This is a genomic window from Falsiroseomonas frigidaquae (assembly GCF_012163145.1).
GTDB lineage: Bacteria > Pseudomonadota > Alphaproteobacteria > Acetobacterales > Acetobacteraceae > Falsiroseomonas > Falsiroseomonas frigidaquae.
Map to the genome: position 1 here is coordinate 47,931 of NZ_JAAVTX010000005.1, position 17,956 is coordinate 65,886.

Sequence of the window (17,956 nt, forward strand, 5' to 3'; positions counted from 1 at the left end):
CGGCGTTCTCCCAGCGGACCATCTTTTCCGCGCCCTGGCAGGCGCGGCCGACGATACTTCACTGCCTAAGCATGTGCCGGAAGAACGCGGAGGGTCAAGCGGCGCCCGGGCAAGCCGGGCGCCGATGGTGTCACAGCGCGAAGTCGGAATTGAACAGGGTGTGCAGCCCCGCAACCCGGATCGCCATCTCCGCCGCCCCGCCATTGCCGGCATCGACCAGCACCAGCGTATCGCCGCCATCATGCTGGTAGCGGACGGAGCCCTGGCCGCCGCCGACGAAGGCACCCGTGCCGGCGAAGGCGAAGGCCTGGTTGCCACCCAGCCCGGCATGGGCATCGATCTGGCTGAGATCGATGCGGTCACCCTCGAACCAGGACAGGTCGAGGATGCTGTCCGGCGCCGCCACCGCGCTTTCGCCCAGGCTGGCGAAGATGAAGCGGTCGGCGCCGGCGCCGCCGGTCATCTCATCCTGCCCGGCGCCGCCGAGCAGCACGTCGTTGCCGCCACCGCCCGCGATGGTGTCGTTGCCGGCGCCGCCGGTGATGCGGTTGGCGGCGTTGTCGCCGGTCAGCCGGTCCGCATGGGCGGAGCCGAGCAGGTTCTCCACCTGGATGAAGACATCCCCCGCCGCAATGCCGGTGTTGAGCGACGGATCGGCGAAGGAGACGGTGAGACCGGCGGCGGACGCCGCATAGGTCGCCGTATCCACTCCCGCGCCGCCATCCAGCACATCCGCGCCGGCGCCGCCGTTCAGGATGTCGTTGCCCGCGTCGCCGATCAGCGTATCCGCGCCGCCGCCGCCGCCGAGCACGTCATTGCCCTGCAGGCCCTCGATCACATCGGCGCCGCCGGTGCCGGCCAGCGTGTCGTTGCCGAAGGTCCCGGTGATCGGTGCACGTTCCACCGGCAGGCCGGGGGCGACATTGGTGCCGGGGACGAAGGTGATGCCCGGCATGCTGCCATCGGTCGGGTAGTAGTCGTTCATCACGATGGCGCTGTGGGTGCCCAGGTAGATCACCGTGCGCCCATCTACCCGCTGCACCGCGGCCGCACCGCCATAGCCGTAGATGGTCAGCGTATCGCCCTCGCTCGGCTTGAAGTCGAGCAGCAGGTCCACGCCATCCCCCTTCTGCCAGACGAAGCGGTCGGCGCCGCCATCGCCGGAGACGGTGTCGCCGATCACCACGCCGGTGATGGCACCGCCCACCAGGGTGGCGCGGCCATCATCCTTGCCGCCGACGACCACGTCATTGCCATCATGGCCGGCGACGCGGTCATTGCCGGTGCCGCCCTGGATGGTGTCGTTGCCGCCATTGCCCTCGACGATGTCGCGGCCGGCGCCGCCGAACAGCACGTCGTTGCCGCCCTCGCCCTGCATGCGGTCATCGCCATTGCCGCCCTCGGCCCAGTCATGGCCCTCGCCGGCCTCGATCGTGTCATTGCCGTTGCCGCCGAAGATCACGTCGTCGCCGGCATTGCCGTGCAGGTTGTCGTTGCCGCCGTCGCCCTGGATCTTGTCGTTGCCTTCATGGCCGTTGATGGCGTCGTCGCCGTCATTGCCACGCAGGCAGTCGTCGCCGCGCAGGCCGTTGATGTTGTCGTTGCCGCCCAGGCCATCGATGTGGTCGCCCTGCTCGGTGCCCGGGAAGGCATCGTTGCCGGGGGTCAGCAGCGTGGCGGGCAGGTCGCAGGTGCCCACCACATCCGGGATGAAGCCGGCATCGACGGTCAGCAGCACGGTGCCCTGGCCCACCGAGATGATCCCGGTGCGGCCATTCGCCGCCGCGTCGCTGTCAGCCGCATCGTCGCCGACATTCTGCAGCGTGGCGCTGTGGCCGGACGGCGTGTTGAAGCGCACCACGTAGTCGCCCGGCCGCAGCCCGTCGAACAGGTAGAAGCCGGAGGCATCCGTGGTGGTGGTGGCCAGCACCGTGCCGCCGGTGCTGAGCAGGCGCACGGTGACGCCACCGATGCCCGGCTCCTCCGCATCCTGCTGGCCGTCGCCATCGCGATCCGCCCAGACCCGGTCGCCGATGGAGGCGGCGAACAGCAGCCCCGCATCCAGCGTCTTGTTCACCTGGCCGGAGGTCAGCGTGACCTGCTGCGTCTTGCCGGTGACGAGGTCAGCATCGCTGTCCTTGGCGTCCGCGCCCTGGTCCTTCGCGGTGAAGACGGAGCCGCCCAGCGGGACGAACTGCACGGAATAGGTGCCGGGCAGCAGGTCCTTGAAGGCGTAGGTGCCGTTGATCGCCGTGGTGGTGGTGGCGATGACGGCACCGCCCGCATCCAGCAGCCGCACGGTGATGCCGCGCGCGCCCGGCTCGCCCTGGTCCTGCACGCCATTGGCATTCAGGTCACGCCAGACGCGATCGCCGATCTCCACCCGCTTGAACAGGCCGGCATCGAGATCCGTGCGCGCATCGCCGGAGAACAGCATGATCGGCGGGATGGTGCCATCCGCCAGCGCATCGCTGTCCTTCGCATCATTGCCGCCGGCATCCTTCGGCGACAGCTCGTAGCCGGGCAGCGCATCCACCTTCACGCCATACAGGCCGGGCGCCAGGCCGTCGAAGCTGTACAGCCCGCCGGCGTCCGTCTGCGTGGTGCCGATGACGTTGCCGCCGCCATCCAGCAGCTTCACCGTCACATTGGCCAGGCCCGGCTCATTGCCATCCTGAACGCCATCGGCATCGAGGTCGTGGAAGACGCGGTCGCCGAGCGAGGCGGGAATGTAGAGGCCCGCATCCAGGTCGCGCGTCACCTCGCCCGGCAGCACCTGCACCGCGGCGGTGCGGCCGTTGTTCGGGTTGGCGTCGCTGTCCACCGCATCGTCGCTGCCGGCATTGCGGATGGTCAGCCGCTCACCGGCCGGCGTGACGAAGCGCACGCTGTAGAAGCCGGTGATCAGATCCTCGAACAGGTATTCGCCATTCGCATCGGTAGTGGTGGTGCGGCCGGTCGGACTGCCATTGGCATCGAGCAGGATGACCGTGACGCCAGCGCGCGGCGCCTCCCCCGCCTCCTCGATGCCGTCGCCATCGCGATCCACCCAGACGCGGCCGGTGAGGTCACCCAGATAGAGCAGCCCCGCATCGACATCCGTGCGGTCCTGGCCCGAGGTCAGGGAAATGACATCGGTGCGGCCGGTGGTGCGGTCCGCGTCGCTGTCCAGCAGGTCCCCGCCCTGGTCCTTCTTGGCGAAGGCACGGTCGGCCGGGGCCAGGAATTCCACGCGGTAGTCGCCGGGCTTCAGGCCATCGAAGCTGTACAGCCCATCAGCATCGGTCTGCGTGGTGCCCAGCACCGTGGCGCCATCGGCCGAGAGCAGGCGGACGGTGATGCCGGCGATGCCCGGCTCCCCGCCATCCTGGATGCCGTCATTGTCCAGGTCGTCGAACACCTTGTCGCCGAGGGAGACCAGCCGCACCAGGCCGCCATCGACCGTGTTGTCGGTCTCGCCGGAGGAGAGGTTGACGAAGCCGGTGCGGCCATTCGCGCCGATGTCGCTGTCGCTGGCATCCGCGCCGATGTTCTGCACGGTCGGCACATAGCCGGCCTTGCTGATCTCGACGCGGTAATCGGCAGGCGCCAGGCCGGTGAAGCTGTAGAAGCCGTTGCCATCCGTGGTGGTGGTGCCGAGCACGGTTCCACCCGCATCCAGCAGCTTCACCGTGGCGCCGGCGATCGCCGGCTCCCCGCCTTCCTGCTGGCCGTCGCCGTCCAGATCCTCCCAGACGTAGTTGCCGAGCGCGGCCGGGTTGTAGACGCCGGCATCCAGCGAGCGGTCATCGCCACCCGAGACGATGGTCACCTGTTCCGTCTTGCCGGTCAGCGGGTTGGCGTCGCTGTCCTTCTCATTGTCCGGACCGATATCGGCCTTGGTGAAGGGCTGCGCGCCATTGGGCGCGAAGGTCACGCTGTAGGTGCCGGGCGCCAGATTGTCGAAGACGTAGTCGCCGTTGCCATCGGTGATGGCGGTGCGGCCGGTGGAGATGCCGTTGGCATCCAGCAGCGTCACCAGGCGGCCGGAGATGCCGCCCTCGCCGGCATCCTGCAGGCCGTCGCCGTCCACATCCTCGAAGACCGTGCCGCCGAGCTTGGCGCCGCGGTAGAAGCCGGCATCGAGGCGCGGCTCATCCTCGCCGGATTCCAGGTTGAACACGTCGCTTCGGCCGGTGCCGTCCACGTCGCTGTCCCCGGCCTCGTTCGCCGGGGCATTCTGCGTGGTGGCGGTGAAGCCGGCGGGCAGGACCTGGATGGAATAGTCGCCGGGGACCAGGCCGATGAACTGGTAGAAGCCATTCGCGCCGGTGACGGTGCTGCCGACGACATTGCCGAGGCCATCGAGCAGCGTGACGGTGGCGCCGACGATGCCGGTGGCGCCGTCATCCTGGCGGCCATTGCCGTTGGTGTCTTCCCACACCCGGTCGCCGATGGTGGCGAGCTGGTAGAAGCCCGCATCCACGTCGCGGCGATCCTCGCCATTGGCCAGGGTGTAGAGCACGGTCAGGCCATTGCCTTGATGCGCGTCGCTGTCCGTCAGGTCGCTGCCGATATTGGTCAGCGTCCGCTCCTCGCCCGGGATCTCGTCGAAGCGCACGCGGTAGGTGCCGGGCACGAGGTCGTCGAACAGGTAGGATCCATCGGCGGCGGTAACCGCGGTGAAGCCGGTGGGCGTGCCATCCGCGTTCAGCAGCGTGACCGGGATGCCGGCCAGCACCGCCGTCTCATTCGCATCGCGGATGCCGTTGCCGTCCGTGTCGCGCCAGGCAATGCCGCCCAGCGAGGCGCGAACGACCGTCACCGCCTCGTTCTCGCTCACCGTGGTCGACGAGGAACCCGGCGTGACGCCATAGGGGTTGACCGGCGCGGCGGAGACCACCTGGCCAACATTGGTCAGCACCTTGCCGGCGGTGTTGCCGACGATATCCGCCACCTGCGCGGTGACGCGGAACACCACCTGGTCGCTGGGGCTGGAGAGGTTATCCCAGGGGTTGCTGACATCGCCCAACGCGTAGCTCAGCGTGCGGCTGCCGGCGTCGTAGCTGCCCTCGGCGCCCAAGACCAAGGCGGAGCCGGCGATGTTGCCCAGTGAAAGCAGCTCGCTGTCCAGATAGGTCAGGCCGACCGGCAGCACATCCTTCAGCGTGATGCGCTGCGCCCCCTCGCCCAGCGTCGCGGTGACCAGGAAGGTCACCACCTCACCAATGCCGAGGGCGGCGCCGAAAGTGGTGTCGTAGCTGGTGGTCTCCAGCGTCTTCACCACCGTATTGACGATATCGACCGTGGTGGCCGCCGGATCGCTTTCCGTGACGGAGACGCCGAGCACGGGGGCGGAGCTGTAGGTGACCTGGGCCGTGTTGTTGATGACCTGGCCATCCACCACGTCGCTGTCGTAGCGCGCCTGGTAGGTGATGGTGATCGGCGCCGAGCCCAGCAGGTACTGGTTCAGGCTGAAGCCGATATTGCCGCCGGTTTCCGTGATGGCGCCGGCCGAGGCGGTGGCGCTGCCGGCCACCAGGGTCACGCCATCCGGCAGCAGGTCGGAGAGGTTCACCAGATAGGCCGGGGACGTCGAGCCCGCGGCATGGCTCAGCGTGACGGTATAGGTGACCAGGTTGCCGGCATCGCCGTTGCCCGGCGCCGCGGTCTTCACGATCACCAGATCGGGCCGCACCACGTCTATCTTCGCATCATCCGTGGCGGAACCGAGGCCCGGCTTGCCGCCGCCCGGCGCGAAGGTCTCGACCTTCGCCGTGTTGGTCAGCGTGCTGCCGGCGGTGGCGCCGGGGGCGACGCGGCCGGTGACCAGGATGGTGACGGTGTCGCCCGCATCGCGGTCATTGTCGCCGGCATTGGTGATGGTGCCGAAATCGAAGCTGTAGGCGCCGCCGGCCAGGCCGGTCTGCGTCGCACCTACGGCGAGGGAGGAGCCGCTGATGGTCCCGCCGATGCTCTCGACGCTGGCGGATTCGAAGACCAGGCCGGTCGGCAGCGTGTCGGAGACGACGAGGCGCTGCGTACCCTCCCCCACCGTCACGGTCAGGCGATAGGTCACGGTCTCGCCGGGCGCTGCATCCGGGTTGCCGGCATTGACCTGGCTGCTGCCGGTATTGGCGTCGCCGGTGGCGATCACCGCCTTGTCGATGGTCGGTGCCAGCACGACGGTGCGGGTTTCCGTGTCCTGCGTGCCGTAGCTGCGGCTGGCGAGGTCCTCGGCCGCGGTCGGGTTCAGCGGGTCCACCGGATCGGCGGGGTTGCTGTCATAGACCAGGGTCGCGGTGTTCGAGAGCACCTGCGCGGGCGTCACGCTGTCCAGCAGCTTCGCCTGGTAGGTGATGACGATATTGGCGGCACCCAGCAGATGCTGGTCGGCCGACCAGGAGATGGCATTGCCGAGCGCGCTGACGCTGCCTGTGCTGGCCGAGAGCGTGCCTGCCACCAGTTCCATCCCCGCCGGGATCAGGTCCGACAGCGCCAGGTCATAGGCCGGCGCATCGCTGTTGTTGGCGTGGCGGATGGTGATGGAATAGGTGACGACGGCGCCGGCATCCAGCGCCTGGCCGCCGGTGGAGGAGGTCTTGTCGATGCTCAGCGCCGGCTCCACCACGTCGATTTCGACATCGGCGGTGCCGGTGGTGGTCGGCGTGCCATCCGTCTGCACGGTGGCGGAATTGCGGAGGTTGTCGGCGTCGTTGTTCTGCGCGACGTCGTTCACCACCGCCTTGATGCGGATGGTGATGACCTCGGCATCGGTATTGGTGTTGACCGAGGTGTTGCGGACATCGCCGAAGTTCAGCGTGAAGCTGTCATCGCCCGCCGTGCTGCCGGGCGCGGCGGTGGTCAGCACCGGATTGGGCAGCGCGCCGCCGCCGAAGGTCTTCAGCGCGGAGCCGACGGAAACCACCTCCAGCGAGCCGGCCACATAGGTCAGCGTGCCGTTGCCGGCGCTGGTCGCATCCTCCAGCAGGTCGGTGATGCGCAGATTGGCGCTGTCGCCCTCCGGCAGCCGCACCTTGATCTCATAGGTAACTTCCTCGCCGATCCGCAGATCGGTGCGGCCCGTGTCGTGGCGGGCGGCGGAGGTGTTGGCGTCGCTGCTGGCAACGATGCTCTTGGTGATCGCCGGCTTGGCGATGGTGACGGTGTGACTGTCCGCGTCGTTGACGATGCGGTCGTCCGCGCTGGTGTCGCCATCCATGGAACTGCCGGCGACCGTCGCCTCGTTCAGCAGGACCTCCCCGGCATCGACGTCATGCTCGACCACCACTTCGAACTTAACGGTGATCTTCTCGCCCGGGTCGAGGTAGTCGAGCGTGATATCGATCGGCGTCGCGCCGTAGCTGATCCGGCCGGCGGCGATGCCCGTGACCGCCAGGGTCGCGCCCTGGTAGACGGCATCGAGTTGAACATCGGTCAGCAGGTCCTTCAGGTTCACATCCCAGGCGCGGGCGGTGAAGCTGCTGTCGTTGCCGGCCGCGGGAACGCCCTTGTTCTCCACCGTGATGGTGTACTTGATGGTGTCGAAGGCATCGCCCGTGGTGCGGTCCGCCGCCTTGTCCACATCGAGGTTCGGCGCCACCACGTCGATCTGCGCCGTGGCGCTCGCCGTGCTGCGGCCGCCCGGGGCATCGGGGTCCACCGCGCTGACAACCACCGTGTTCGTCAGCACATCGCCGCGATCATTGGCGGCCAGGTTCCGCACCACTGCATCAACCTCGACCGTCACCGTCGTCGGCGCGCTTGCCGTGGTGTCGGAGGTGTTGAGCACGTCGCCGAAGCGGAAGGTCGCGGTGTCGTTGCCGTTGATGCCGTCGCGATCCGACAGCGCGATGACCGGCGTCGTGTCGAACACGCTGGCGCCGCCGAGGCCGGTCACGCCGATGAAGCGCGCCGCCAGCACTTCCATCACGCCGCCGCCAGCGGCATCGGAGATCGGCAGGTAGTCCTCGATGCGGAAGTCGGTCATCGCACCTTCCGGCACGCTGACGGTGATGCGGTAGGTGACCGTCTCGCCGATCGTCGCGTCCACGCGGCTGTCATTGCCGGCCAGGGCGCCCGTATGCGCCTCGCTGGTCGCGGCCACCACCTTGGCCGGGCTCGGCGCCTGGGTGCGGACGAGGGCGGTGTCGGTGAGGTCGCCGGACGGGGTATAGTCCGTGCGGTCGATGCCGCCTTCCATGGCGGCGAAATGCTCGATGGTCGCGGTGTTGATCAGGTCCGCGCCGAACACCGGCACGTCATCCACCAGTTCCAGGTCGTAGGTGATGACGACGATGTTGTCGCCGCTGGTGGCATGGCGGGCGCCGATGCTGCCGCTATTGGCCGCATCGCCCAGGCGGATTCCTGCGGCCGGGTCAAACAGGCCGCTGCCTTCCAGGGTGAAGGGAATGGCGTTGCCCGCGCCATCCGTCACGCGCAGGTTCAGCCCGCCCGCCGGAACCTCGAAGCCGGTCGGGATGGTGTCGTGGATCAGGACGTCGAAGGCGCCCTTCAGGCTGCTGCCGGTATTCTCCACCACGATGGCGAAGGACACGCGGTCCCCCGCATCGGCGCTGGTCAGGTTCGCATCGATCGGCGTGGTGTCGAGATTGCTGCTGTTGATGGTGCCGGTGAAGCGGTTGCCCGCGGAACCCGGTGCGGTGAAGGCCACCGGGCCAGCCGCGCCCGTCAGGTTCGCGTTCGGGTTGCTGTCGGCGATCACGCCCTTGGTGATGTTCAGCTCCGGCTCGCCGAGCACGAACTGCACGATGGCGTTGTCTTCCGACACGTCGCCGAAGCTGTTGGTCTCGGTGGAGGTGACCTGGTTGGTCAGCAGCAGGCCGTCGCCGAATTCCTCATCCAGCACCACCACGGTGAACAGCAGGTCGATGCGGCTGGCCGGATTGCCCGGGGCCACCGCATCGCCGAAGTCGAAGCGCAGGAAGTTGCTTTCGGCATCGAAGGAGATGCTCGGCGTCGTGGTCGGGTCGCCGGAGGCGTCGAAGGTGGCGCCGGGGCCCCACTTCGCCTGGTTGGCGGCCGGCACGGCGCCGTTCACCAGGTCCGTGAAGCTCATGCCGCCCAGCGCCTTCAGCACGGGCAGCGGCAGGAAGTCCGTCAGCGCCACGTCATGCGCGCCGGTCAGCGGCATGTCGAGCGTCAGGCGGAAGGTGATCTGGTCGCCGGCTGAAATCGGCCCCGGGGTGAAGGCGGTATTGCCGTTGATGGCGTAGATGGATTTGCCGACTTCGCTGACCGGCAGCACCACGCCGGCGCCGCTGTCATCGCCCTTCGGGTTGCCGGTCTCGTCCACCACGCCGTCGAAGACCACGCCATTGTCCAGCGGGTCGCCCTGGTCCACCAGCGGCTCGTTGGACGGCGCCGGGGCGGTGGAGATGTAGCTCTCCTCGATGGTGGTGTGGAACTTCACCAGGACGGTCGCCTGGTTGTTCACGCCGCCCGGCTGGCCGTTCAGCACATCGTCGATGCCGCGGTCGCGCATTTCCTGCGACACGTCGAAGGTGATGGTGGAGATGCCGGTGGCCGCATCCCGCACCACGGTCACATTGGCGGGGTCGATGGTGCCGGTGAACAGCACCGCGCCGCCTTCACGCATCGTGATGGTCGGTGCGAAGGACGGGTCATAGACCTGGCCGTCGGACAGCGTGTCCACCAGCAGCAGGTCGTCCATGTTGAAGTAGTTGGAGACTTGGCCGTCCAGCGTCCATTCCAGGTGGCCGCCGGCCTTCAGCGCATCGACCACATGGACCGATTTCTGCACCGCGATGGACTTGGCGGTGATGACATCCTCCGGCCCGGCCGGGTCGATGGCGAAGACCACGACCGGGTCGCGCCCGTCATTCGGGTCCCACACCGCATCGAGGCGCGCATTGTCCTCCAGCTCGCGGAAGGCGCCGGTCGCCGGGTCCAGCACGGGGGTCACGCCGTCGCGCAGGAATTCCGGGACGTAGAAATCGATCTTCAGCGTCGGCACCGGGTCGCCACCGGTGTAGCTGCCCGTCAGCGTCGCGACGACCAGGCCGGTGGCGTTGTCATAGGTGACGGTGCCGGTGCCGTTCACGATGGAGGCGCCGGTGATGAAGGTGCCGTCCGGCATGTGGTCCGTCAGGACCAGGTTGGTGATGGTCTGGCCATCCGCGATCAGCGCCTTCACCAGCCATTCGCGGGGGTAGGACGGGCCGGTCGCCGTTTCCTGCTCCGGCCCGACATAGACCTTGTCCAGCTCCAGCACCGTGGGCGTGACGGACAGGCTGGCGGCGGGGCCGCTGACCGGATTGTCCGCCACCGGGTTCAGCAGCGGGTCGCGGCCATAGGCGAAGCCGCCGGAGGCCTGGATGGTCAGCGGCACCGCCAGGTCGGCATTGCCGGAGACCTGCAGCTTCACATCGATGTCGGAGGGGGTCTGGCCGGCGGTGAAGCTGCCGAAGGGCAGCCGCAGCACCACCAGCGTCTCGCCCGGCGTGCCGGTGACGGTCAGCGGGCCGCCGGTCGCGGTGGTGGCATAGGGGTGGGTCACCTGGCCGGAGGCCGGGAATTCCAGCACCCACTGTTCCAGCGCCACGCCGAGATAGGTCGCGCCCAGATAGACCAGCCCGTCATTGCTGGTGGCCCCCGCGCTGCCCGCCCCCGCGCCGTCCGCGCCGTTGGTGGGAAGGATCAGGTTAACGAAGGGGGCATAGCCGACATCCGACCCTGCGGCGCCGTTCGGCACGTTGTCGAAGCGGACGGTCACCGTCTGCAAACCGCCGATCGGCGCGCTGAGGGCGGAGCCATCGAGGAAAGTGACGATCGGCTGGGCGGACATTGGCTTGATCTCCCCACGGAGGTCCGGCAGCGCGCCGGCGACAACCCGTTAGGGACCTAGATACCATTTTTTAGCACTTCGACAACGAATAACTCGCCAAATCGTGTGGATAATCTTACTATTTAGACGGATCGGTGATGGGCGGCTGGAACCTTCCTGGTTTGTTAGTGCGTTGAATCGGTGCAGATCGCCACAGATGGCGGACGCCGCGCCGCATTCCAGCCGCGGAAATCGCGGCGGAAGCGCCAACGTCGTCTCATTGTCTTATTTTTAGAACGTTCAGGCGATCTGGTTCAGGTCGCCAGATCGACCTCGATGACCGCAAGCTCGGCGCCATCCTCGACGAGGTCGCCCACCTGACAGCGCAGCGCCCGCACCACACCCTCCGCGGGTGCGGCGATGCGCATCTGCACCTTCATCGCCTCCATCACCAGCAGCACTGCGCCGCGGGCCACCGCCTGCCCCTCCCCGACCAGAAGCTGCAGGACCCGGCCGGGCATCGGGGCCAGGACCCTGCCGCCACCCTCGGCCGTGGCGCCGCTGGCGGCGCCCGCATCCAGCAGTTGCAGTTCCTGCGTCGCGCCGTTGCACAGCACGGTCAGCGCCGCACCGTCCCGCAGCACGGTCGCGCGCAGCGCCATGCCATCCAGCGTCGCCTCCAGCGCCTCGCCCTGCCAGCGCACCGCCTGCACCCGCGCCGGCCCATCCGGCAGGTCGAGCAGTGGCGCCGCGCCGGGATGCGCCCTCAGCGCCAGCCGCGCGGCGCCGTCCAGCAGCACGAAATCCTGGTAGCCATCGCCGTTCAGCCGCCAGGCGCCGGCCGCGCCCCAGGGCGAATGTAGGTCCGCCGGGTCCGGCCGCACCGCATCCCGCAGCAGCCGCAGCAGCGCGGCCGCGAGCACCGCGCGCGGTGCCGGGCCGGGCGCGGCGAGCAGTTCCTCCGCATGGCGGGCGATGAAGCCGGTATCCAGCGCGGCATCCCGAAAGGCCGGATGCGCCGCGATGCCACGCAGCAGCGGCAGGTTGCTGCGGATGCCGGCAACGGCCGAGGACGCCAGCGCCCGGTCCAGCCGGCGCAGCGCCGTGGCGCGGTCCGGGCCATGGGCGATGATCTTGGCCAGCATCGGGTCGTAATGGATGGAGACGGCATCGCCCTGCCGCACCCCCGCATCCACCCTGATGCCGGGGAGCCCCGAGGGCAGGTCCAGATGCCGCAGCATCCCGGTGGAGGGCGCGAAATCCCGCGCCGGGTCCTCCGCATAGAGCCGCATCTCGATGGCGTGGCCGTCCAGCCGCACCTGGTCCTGCCGCAGCGGCAGCGCCTCCCCCATCGCGATGCGGAGCTGCCATTCCACCAGGTCCAGACCGGTAATCGCCTCCGTCACCGGGTGTTCCACCTGCAGGCGGGTGTTCATCTCCATGAAGTGGAAGGAGTCGCCCGCCGCGTCGGGCGATGAGCCCGCATCGACAATGAATTCGACCGTGCCGGCGCCGACATAGCCGATGGCGCGCGCGGCGGCGCAGGCGGCTTCGCCCATTTCCGCCCGGCGTGCCGCGGTCATGCCCGGCGCAGGCGCTTCCTCCACCACCTTCTGGTGGCGGCGCTGGATGGAGCAGTCGCGTTCATGCAGGTGGATGATGGCGCCGTGGCTGTCGCCGAAGACCTGGATCTCGATATGGCGGGGCGAGGGAAGAAAGCGTTCCAGCAGCAGGCGGTCGTCGCCGAAGGCGGCCTTGGCCTCGCCGCGCGCCAGGGTCAGCGCTTCCTCAAGCTCCGCCGCGCTCGCCGCCACCTTCATGCCCTTGCCGCCACCACCGGCGCTGGCCTTGACCAGGATGGGGAAGCCGATGCGCGCGGCCTCCGCCCGCAGCCGGTCCTCCGACTGATCCTCGCCGTGATAGCCGGGCACCAGGGGCACGCCGGAGGCTTCCATCAGCGCCTTGGCAGCGGCCTTGGACCCCATGGCGCGGATCGCCGCCGGCGGTGGGCCGACCCATACCAGGCCGGCGCCGATCACCGCCTCCGCGAACTCCGCATTCTCCGAGAGGAAGCCATAGCCGGGATGCACCGCCTCCGCCCCCGTCGCGCGGGCCGCGGCGAGCAGGGCGGGGATGCTGAGGTAGCTCTCCCGCGCCGGCGCCGGGCCAAGCCGGGCGGCGGCATCGGCGGCGGCGACATGGGCGGCGCCCGCATCGGCGTCCGAGAACACGGCGATGCCGCGCAGCCCCATGCGGCGCGCGGTCGCCAGGATGCGGACCGCGATCTCGCCGCGATTGGCGACCAGCAGGCTGGTGAATGGCCGCGTCACAGGCGGAACACGCCGAAGCGCGCCTCCCCATCCCAGCCAGGCACCGGGTTGTTGCGGGCGGCCGAGAGCGCCAGGGCCAGGACCAGCCGCGTATCCTCCGGCGGGATCACGCCATCATCCCACAGCCGGGCGGAGGCATAGGCGGGGTTGCCCTGTTCCTCGTATTTCTCCGAGATGGGTGCCTTGAAGGCGGCCTCCTCCTCCGCGGACCAGGTGCCGCCGCGGGATTCGATGGCGTCGCGCCGCAGCGTCGCCATCACGGCCGCCGCCTGCGGCCCGCCCATGACGCTGATGCGCGCATTCGGCCACATGAACAGGAAGCGCGGCGAATAGGCGCGGCCGCACATGCCGTAGTTGCCGGCGCCGAAGCTGCCGCCGATGATGATGGTGAATTTCGGCACCCGGGCCGTGGCCACCGCGGTGACCATCTTGGCGCCGTCCTTGGCGATGCCGCCGGATTCGTATTTCCGGCCGACCATGAAGCCGGTGATGTTCTGCAGGAAGACCAGCGGGATGCCACGCTGGTCGCACAGCTCGATGAAATGCGCGCCCTTCTGCGCCGATTCGGAAAACAGCACGCCATTATTGGCGACGATGCCCACGCGGTAGCCCCAAATCCGGCAAAAACCGGTCACCAGGGTCGGGCCATAGAGCGGCTTGAACTCGTCGAATTCGCTGCCGTCCACGATGCGGGCAATCACCTCCCGCACGTCATAGCCCTCGGCGAAGTCGGTCGGCACCACGCCGCCCAGTTCCTCCGGCGGATACAGCGGCGGGCGGGGTGGCGCGGGGTCGTCATGGCCGGCGGGCTTGGCGCGGTTCAGCCCGGCCACGATGCGCCGCGCCAGGCCCAGCGCATGGTCATCCGATTCGGCCAGATGATCCGTCACGCCCGAAGTGCGGCTATGCAGGTCGGCGCCGCCGAGATCCTCGGCCGTCACCACCTCCCCGGTCGCGGCCTTCACCAGAGGCGGGCCGGCAAGGAAGATGGTGCCCTGGTTGCGGACGATGATGGCCTGGTCTGCCATGGCCGGCACATAGGCGCCGCCGGCGGTGCAGCTTCCCATCACCACGGCGATCTGCGGGATGCCGGCGGCGGACATCCGCGCCTGGTTGAAGAAGATGCGGCCGAAATGGTCGCGGTCCGGGAAAACCTCGTCCTGGTTCGGCAGGTTGGCGCCGCCGCTATCGACCAGGTAGACGCAGGGCAGCCGGTTCTGCTCCGCGATCTCCTGTGCCCGCAGGTGCTTCTTCACGGTGATGGGGAAGTAGGTGCCGCCCTTCACCGTGGCGTCGTTGGCGATGACCACGCATTCCCGGCCCGCAACCCGGCCGATGCCGGTGATGATCCCGGCGGCCGGTACCTCCCCGCCATACATGCCGTGCGCGGCAAGCTGGGAAAATTCCAGGAAGGGGGAGGCCGGGTCGATCAGGGCGCGGATGCGGTCCCGCGGCAGCAACTTGCCGCGATCCAGATGGCGCTTGCGGGCCACTTCCCCACCGCCGAGGCGCACCCGGTCCACATTCTCCCGCAGCGCGGCGACCAGCGCCTCCATCCGGGCGGCATTGTTGCGGAAGCCTTCGCCGCGCGGATCGGCCGCGCTGACGATCACTGGCATCGCCCGAACCCTGTCATGCCGCCCCTCCTGCTTTGCGCTACTGCGACACGCAAGCCGGGGTCCCGTCAATCAGCCAGGAGGACAACAAAAAAGGGCGCCCGAAGGCGCCCTTTTCCGATTGGCTTCGAGAGAAGCCTGCGATCAGCGCAGGACGATCTCGACGCGGCGGTTCTGCGGCTCGCGCACGCCGTCGGCGGTCGGGACCAGCGGGCGGCTCTCGCCGAAGGCCTGGATCGACATCGCGGCGCGCGGCACGCCACGGCGCTCGAGCTCGGCGGCCACGGCGGCTGCGCGGCGCTCGGACAGGCGCTGGTTGTACTGCGGCGTGCCGGAACGGTCGGCGTGGCCGGAGACCTCGATGCGGGTCGAGCCGACGCTCTGGCTGTTGGTTGCGGCCTCACCGATGATCTGGCGAGCGCGGTCCGTCAGGTCGGCGCGGTCGAAGTCGAAGAACACCAGGTAGGTGCGGGCAACCGCCGGGGCGGCGGCCGGCGCCGGGGCCGGGGCAACGACGGGCGGCGGCGGCGTCACGCCGAAGGCGTAGCGCAGGCCGATCATCAGGCTGTGGTTGTAGTTGTCCACATCCGTCGAACCGCGCGCCGTGGTGGAAGCGCCGCCGCGAACGTCGAGGTTCGGCTGCAGCGTGCCCATGAAGCGGTATTCGGTGGTGACGGCCAGGCCGGGAACGGCCGCGATCGGGAAGGCAGCGCCGACGATCGCCTGATAGGCGAACTGGCCGTCTTCACCGTCGATCGTCGCCAGCGTGGCGCCGTTGGCGGCGCGGGCGCGGACGCTGTCATACTCATGCCACTGGTAGCCGGCGCCGACGCCGACATACGGGGTCAGGAAGGAGCCCGGGCCGAGGTCGATATCGTACAGGGCATTGGCCATCACGCCGTAGGAACGGGCCTTGCCGTCGGCGCGGATCGGGCTGGTCGCGAAGCCGTTGATGCTGTCGACTTCGTTCTCGCGGTAGGAGCCCTCGAGCTCCACGCGGACGCCGTTGCCGAAGCCGTAGCCGAGGCTGATGGCGCCGACATAGCCGTAGTTGAACTCGACCGTCCCGTTGCGCTGGGCGCGGGTCGCGCCGACCGCGGCCGGGCCCGTAACGCTCAAATCGGATTCCTGCAGCAGGTTCACACCGGCGCCGGCGCCGATGTAGAGGCCGCTGATGGGCTGCGCCTGCGCGGCGAGAGGCAGGGCCAGGAAGGTTGCGGCCAGGAGGGCGTTCCGAACTCGCATCATTGTAGCTCCTTGATCCCCGATCTACGGGGAAGCGGCGGGCCGGAAGGAACCGGACACCCTTGTCGATGCCTCATCTACCCTGCAACCGCAGCGCGAGCGAGTGCCAGATGAAGCTGCTGCTGCAACCAGGGGGGATCTGTTGCCACAGAGCAACACTCACTGGCGCCACAGCCGCTTGGCATCCCCCGCATGGTACTGTGCGCCACGCATGACCCGCCCCGAATCGCCCCTCTCTCCCCCTTCTGGCCCCTTGCAGCCCGGCTCCGCCTGGGCCGCGCCCACCCTGACCGAGGAAGCCTATGCTCGACTCGAGGAGATGATCGTCACCCTGGAGCTCGCCCCCGGCAGCGTGGTGTCGGAGGCCATCCTCGGCCGGCTCCTCGGCATCGGCACCACCCCGGTCAGGGAAGCGCTGCAGCGCCTGGCACGCGAACACCTGGTCCAGGTGCTGCCACGTCGCGGCGTGGTGGTGACGGGCGTGGACCTGCACCACCAGCTGCATGTGCTGGAAACCCGGCGGGAGCTGGACCGGATGATCGCCCGCGCCGCCGCCCGCCGCGCCCGCCCCGCCGAGCGCGCCGCCCTGGCCACCCTCGCCCGGGAGATGGCCGCCGCCGCCGAGGCCGGCGACCTCCGCGCCTTCCTGCGGCAGGATGGCCAGCTCAACCAGGCGCTTGCGCAGGCGGCGCGCAATCCGGTCGCCGCGGCCGCCGTCGCCAGCCTGCACGCGGTGGCGCGACGATTCTGGTTCCATCACCACCGCGCGGAGGATGAATTGGCGGAAACCGCCGGGCTGCATGCCGCCGTCGCCATTGCCGTCGCCGAAGGCCAGGAACAGGCCGCCGCCGAAGCCTCGGACCGGCTGATCGGCCACATGATCCGCTTCGCCCGCCGCAGCGCCCCGGCGCTTGACCCGGATGAGGGAACGATCGCATAAAATCACTGGAACAGGACTGGCATGCCAGTTCCGCCACAACAGGGAGAACGGCCATGAAGGTGACACCGATCGGCGTGGATTTCGTGGCCGAGATCGCCGGGCTCGACCTGCGCCAACCCCTCGCCCCGGCGCAGGTCGCGGCGGTGGAGGCGGCGGCGGATCGCTACGCCGTGCTGGTGTTCCGCGACCAGGACCTGGACGACGACCAGCAGATGGCCTTCGGCGCCGCGCTCGGACCGCTGGAGCAGGAAACGGCGACGGTGGATGCCCATAAGCGCCGCCTGCGCCACGCCCAGATGAACGACATCTCGAACCTCGACGAGCAGGGAAGGCTGCTGGCCGCCGATGACCGGCGCCGCATGTTCAACCTGGGCAACCGGCTGTGGCACAGCGACAGCAGCTTCAAGCGCGTGCCGGCGAAGCATTCCATGCTGCACGCCCGCAGCGTGCCGCCCACCGGCGGCAACACCGAATTCGCCGACATGCGCGCCGCCTGGGACGCGCTGCCGCAGGCCGAGCAGGACCGGCTGCGGGAGCTGGTGGCGGATCATTCGCTGATCTTCTCCCGCGCCATGCTCGGCTTCGGCGAATTCACACCGGAGGAGCGGCTGAAATTCGCCCCGGTGCCGCAGCGCCTGGTGCGCCGGCACCCCGGCTCCGGTCGGCTGTCGCTTTACCTGTCCTCCCATATCGGCCGCATCCACGGGATGGAGGTGCCGGAGGCGATGGCGCTGCTGCGCGACCTGACGGAGCACGCGACGCAGCGCGAATTCGTCTACGCCCACCAGTGGCGCACGCATGACCTGGTGCTGTGGGACAATCGCTGCACCATGCACCGCGCCCGCCCCTTCGAGGACACGCGCTTCAAGCGCGACATGCGGCGGGTGACGCTGATGGATTCGGCGCCGACGCTGGAGCAGGCGGCCTGAACCAACTGCGCTCCATGCAGCGCGGTTGCGTCTGGATGCGCCACACCGAACCAGGCCGCAAGCCGCCCGGTCACAGATGCAGGAGAGCGGCGGAGGCATCTGGTCGCATC

The 17,956-nt window shown here is 69.0% G+C and carries 6 protein-coding genes; 2 read left to right on the top strand and 4 right to left on the bottom strand.

Going from position 1 to position 17,956, the window contains the following annotated elements:
* Positions 1–130: 130 nt before the first annotated feature.
* The 4 genes from HB662_RS16490 to HB662_RS16505 form a co-directional block, all read right to left on the bottom strand.
* Positions 131–10,807 carry an SdrD B-like domain-containing protein gene (locus HB662_RS16490; RefSeq protein ID WP_168050930.1) on the bottom strand — a complete coding sequence of 3,559 codons (10,677 nt, stop codon included), beginning with the start codon at positions 10,805–10,807 and terminating at the stop codon, positions 131–133.
* Positions 10,808–11,100: 293 nt separating this feature from the next.
* Positions 11,101–13,116 (bottom strand): ATP-binding protein, encoded by a 2,016-nt coding sequence (locus HB662_RS16495; RefSeq protein ID WP_168050931.1) that lies wholly within the window; start codon positions 13,114–13,116, stop codon positions 11,101–11,103.
* Entirely contained in the window at positions 13,113–14,735 is a 1,623-nt protein-coding gene (locus HB662_RS16500) for a carboxyl transferase domain-containing protein (RefSeq protein ID WP_168050932.1), read from the bottom strand. The genes HB662_RS16495 and HB662_RS16500 overlap by 4 nt, the downstream gene beginning before the upstream one ends.
* Positions 14,736–14,876: 141 nt before the next feature.
* A complete protein-coding gene (locus tag HB662_RS16505; RefSeq protein ID WP_245185700.1) occupies positions 14,877–15,980 on the bottom strand; it encodes an OmpA family protein in 1,104 nt (367 codons plus the stop codon).
* Positions 15,981–16,188: 208 nt separating this feature from the next.
* On the opposite strand from HB662_RS16505, the gene HB662_RS16510 reads away from it, so the two are divergent.
* Together HB662_RS16510 and HB662_RS16515 are read left to right on the top strand one after the other, a co-directional pair.
* Positions 16,189–16,917, top strand: coding sequence for a GntR family transcriptional regulator (locus tag HB662_RS16510; protein ID WP_168050933.1), 729 nt, complete (start codon positions 16,189–16,191; stop codon positions 16,915–16,917).
* Positions 16,918–16,970: 53 nt separating this feature from the next.
* On the top strand, positions 16,971–17,846 hold the full coding sequence (locus HB662_RS16515; RefSeq protein ID WP_168050934.1) for a TauD/TfdA dioxygenase family protein: 876 nt from the start codon (positions 16,971–16,973) through the stop codon (positions 17,844–17,846).
* Positions 17,847–17,956: the final 110 nt, after the last annotated feature.

Coding starts and splice junctions, on each gene's coding strand:
- HB662_RS16490 (WP_168050930.1), bottom strand. CDS start 10,807: ATGTCCGCCCAGCCGATCGTCACTTTCCTCGATGGCTCCGCCCTCAGC.
- HB662_RS16500 (WP_168050932.1), bottom strand. CDS start 14,735: ATGCCAGTGATCGTCAGCGCGGCCGATCCGCGCGGCGAAGGCTTCCGC.
- HB662_RS16505 (WP_245185700.1), bottom strand. CDS start 15,980: ATGATGCGAGTTCGGAACGCCCTCCTGGCCGCAACCTTCCTGGCCCTG.
- HB662_RS16510 (WP_168050933.1), top strand. CDS start 16,189: ATGACCCGCCCCGAATCGCCCCTCTCTCCCCCTTCTGGCCCCTTGCAG.
- HB662_RS16515 (WP_168050934.1), top strand. CDS start 16,971: ATGAAGGTGACACCGATCGGCGTGGATTTCGTGGCCGAGATCGCCGGG.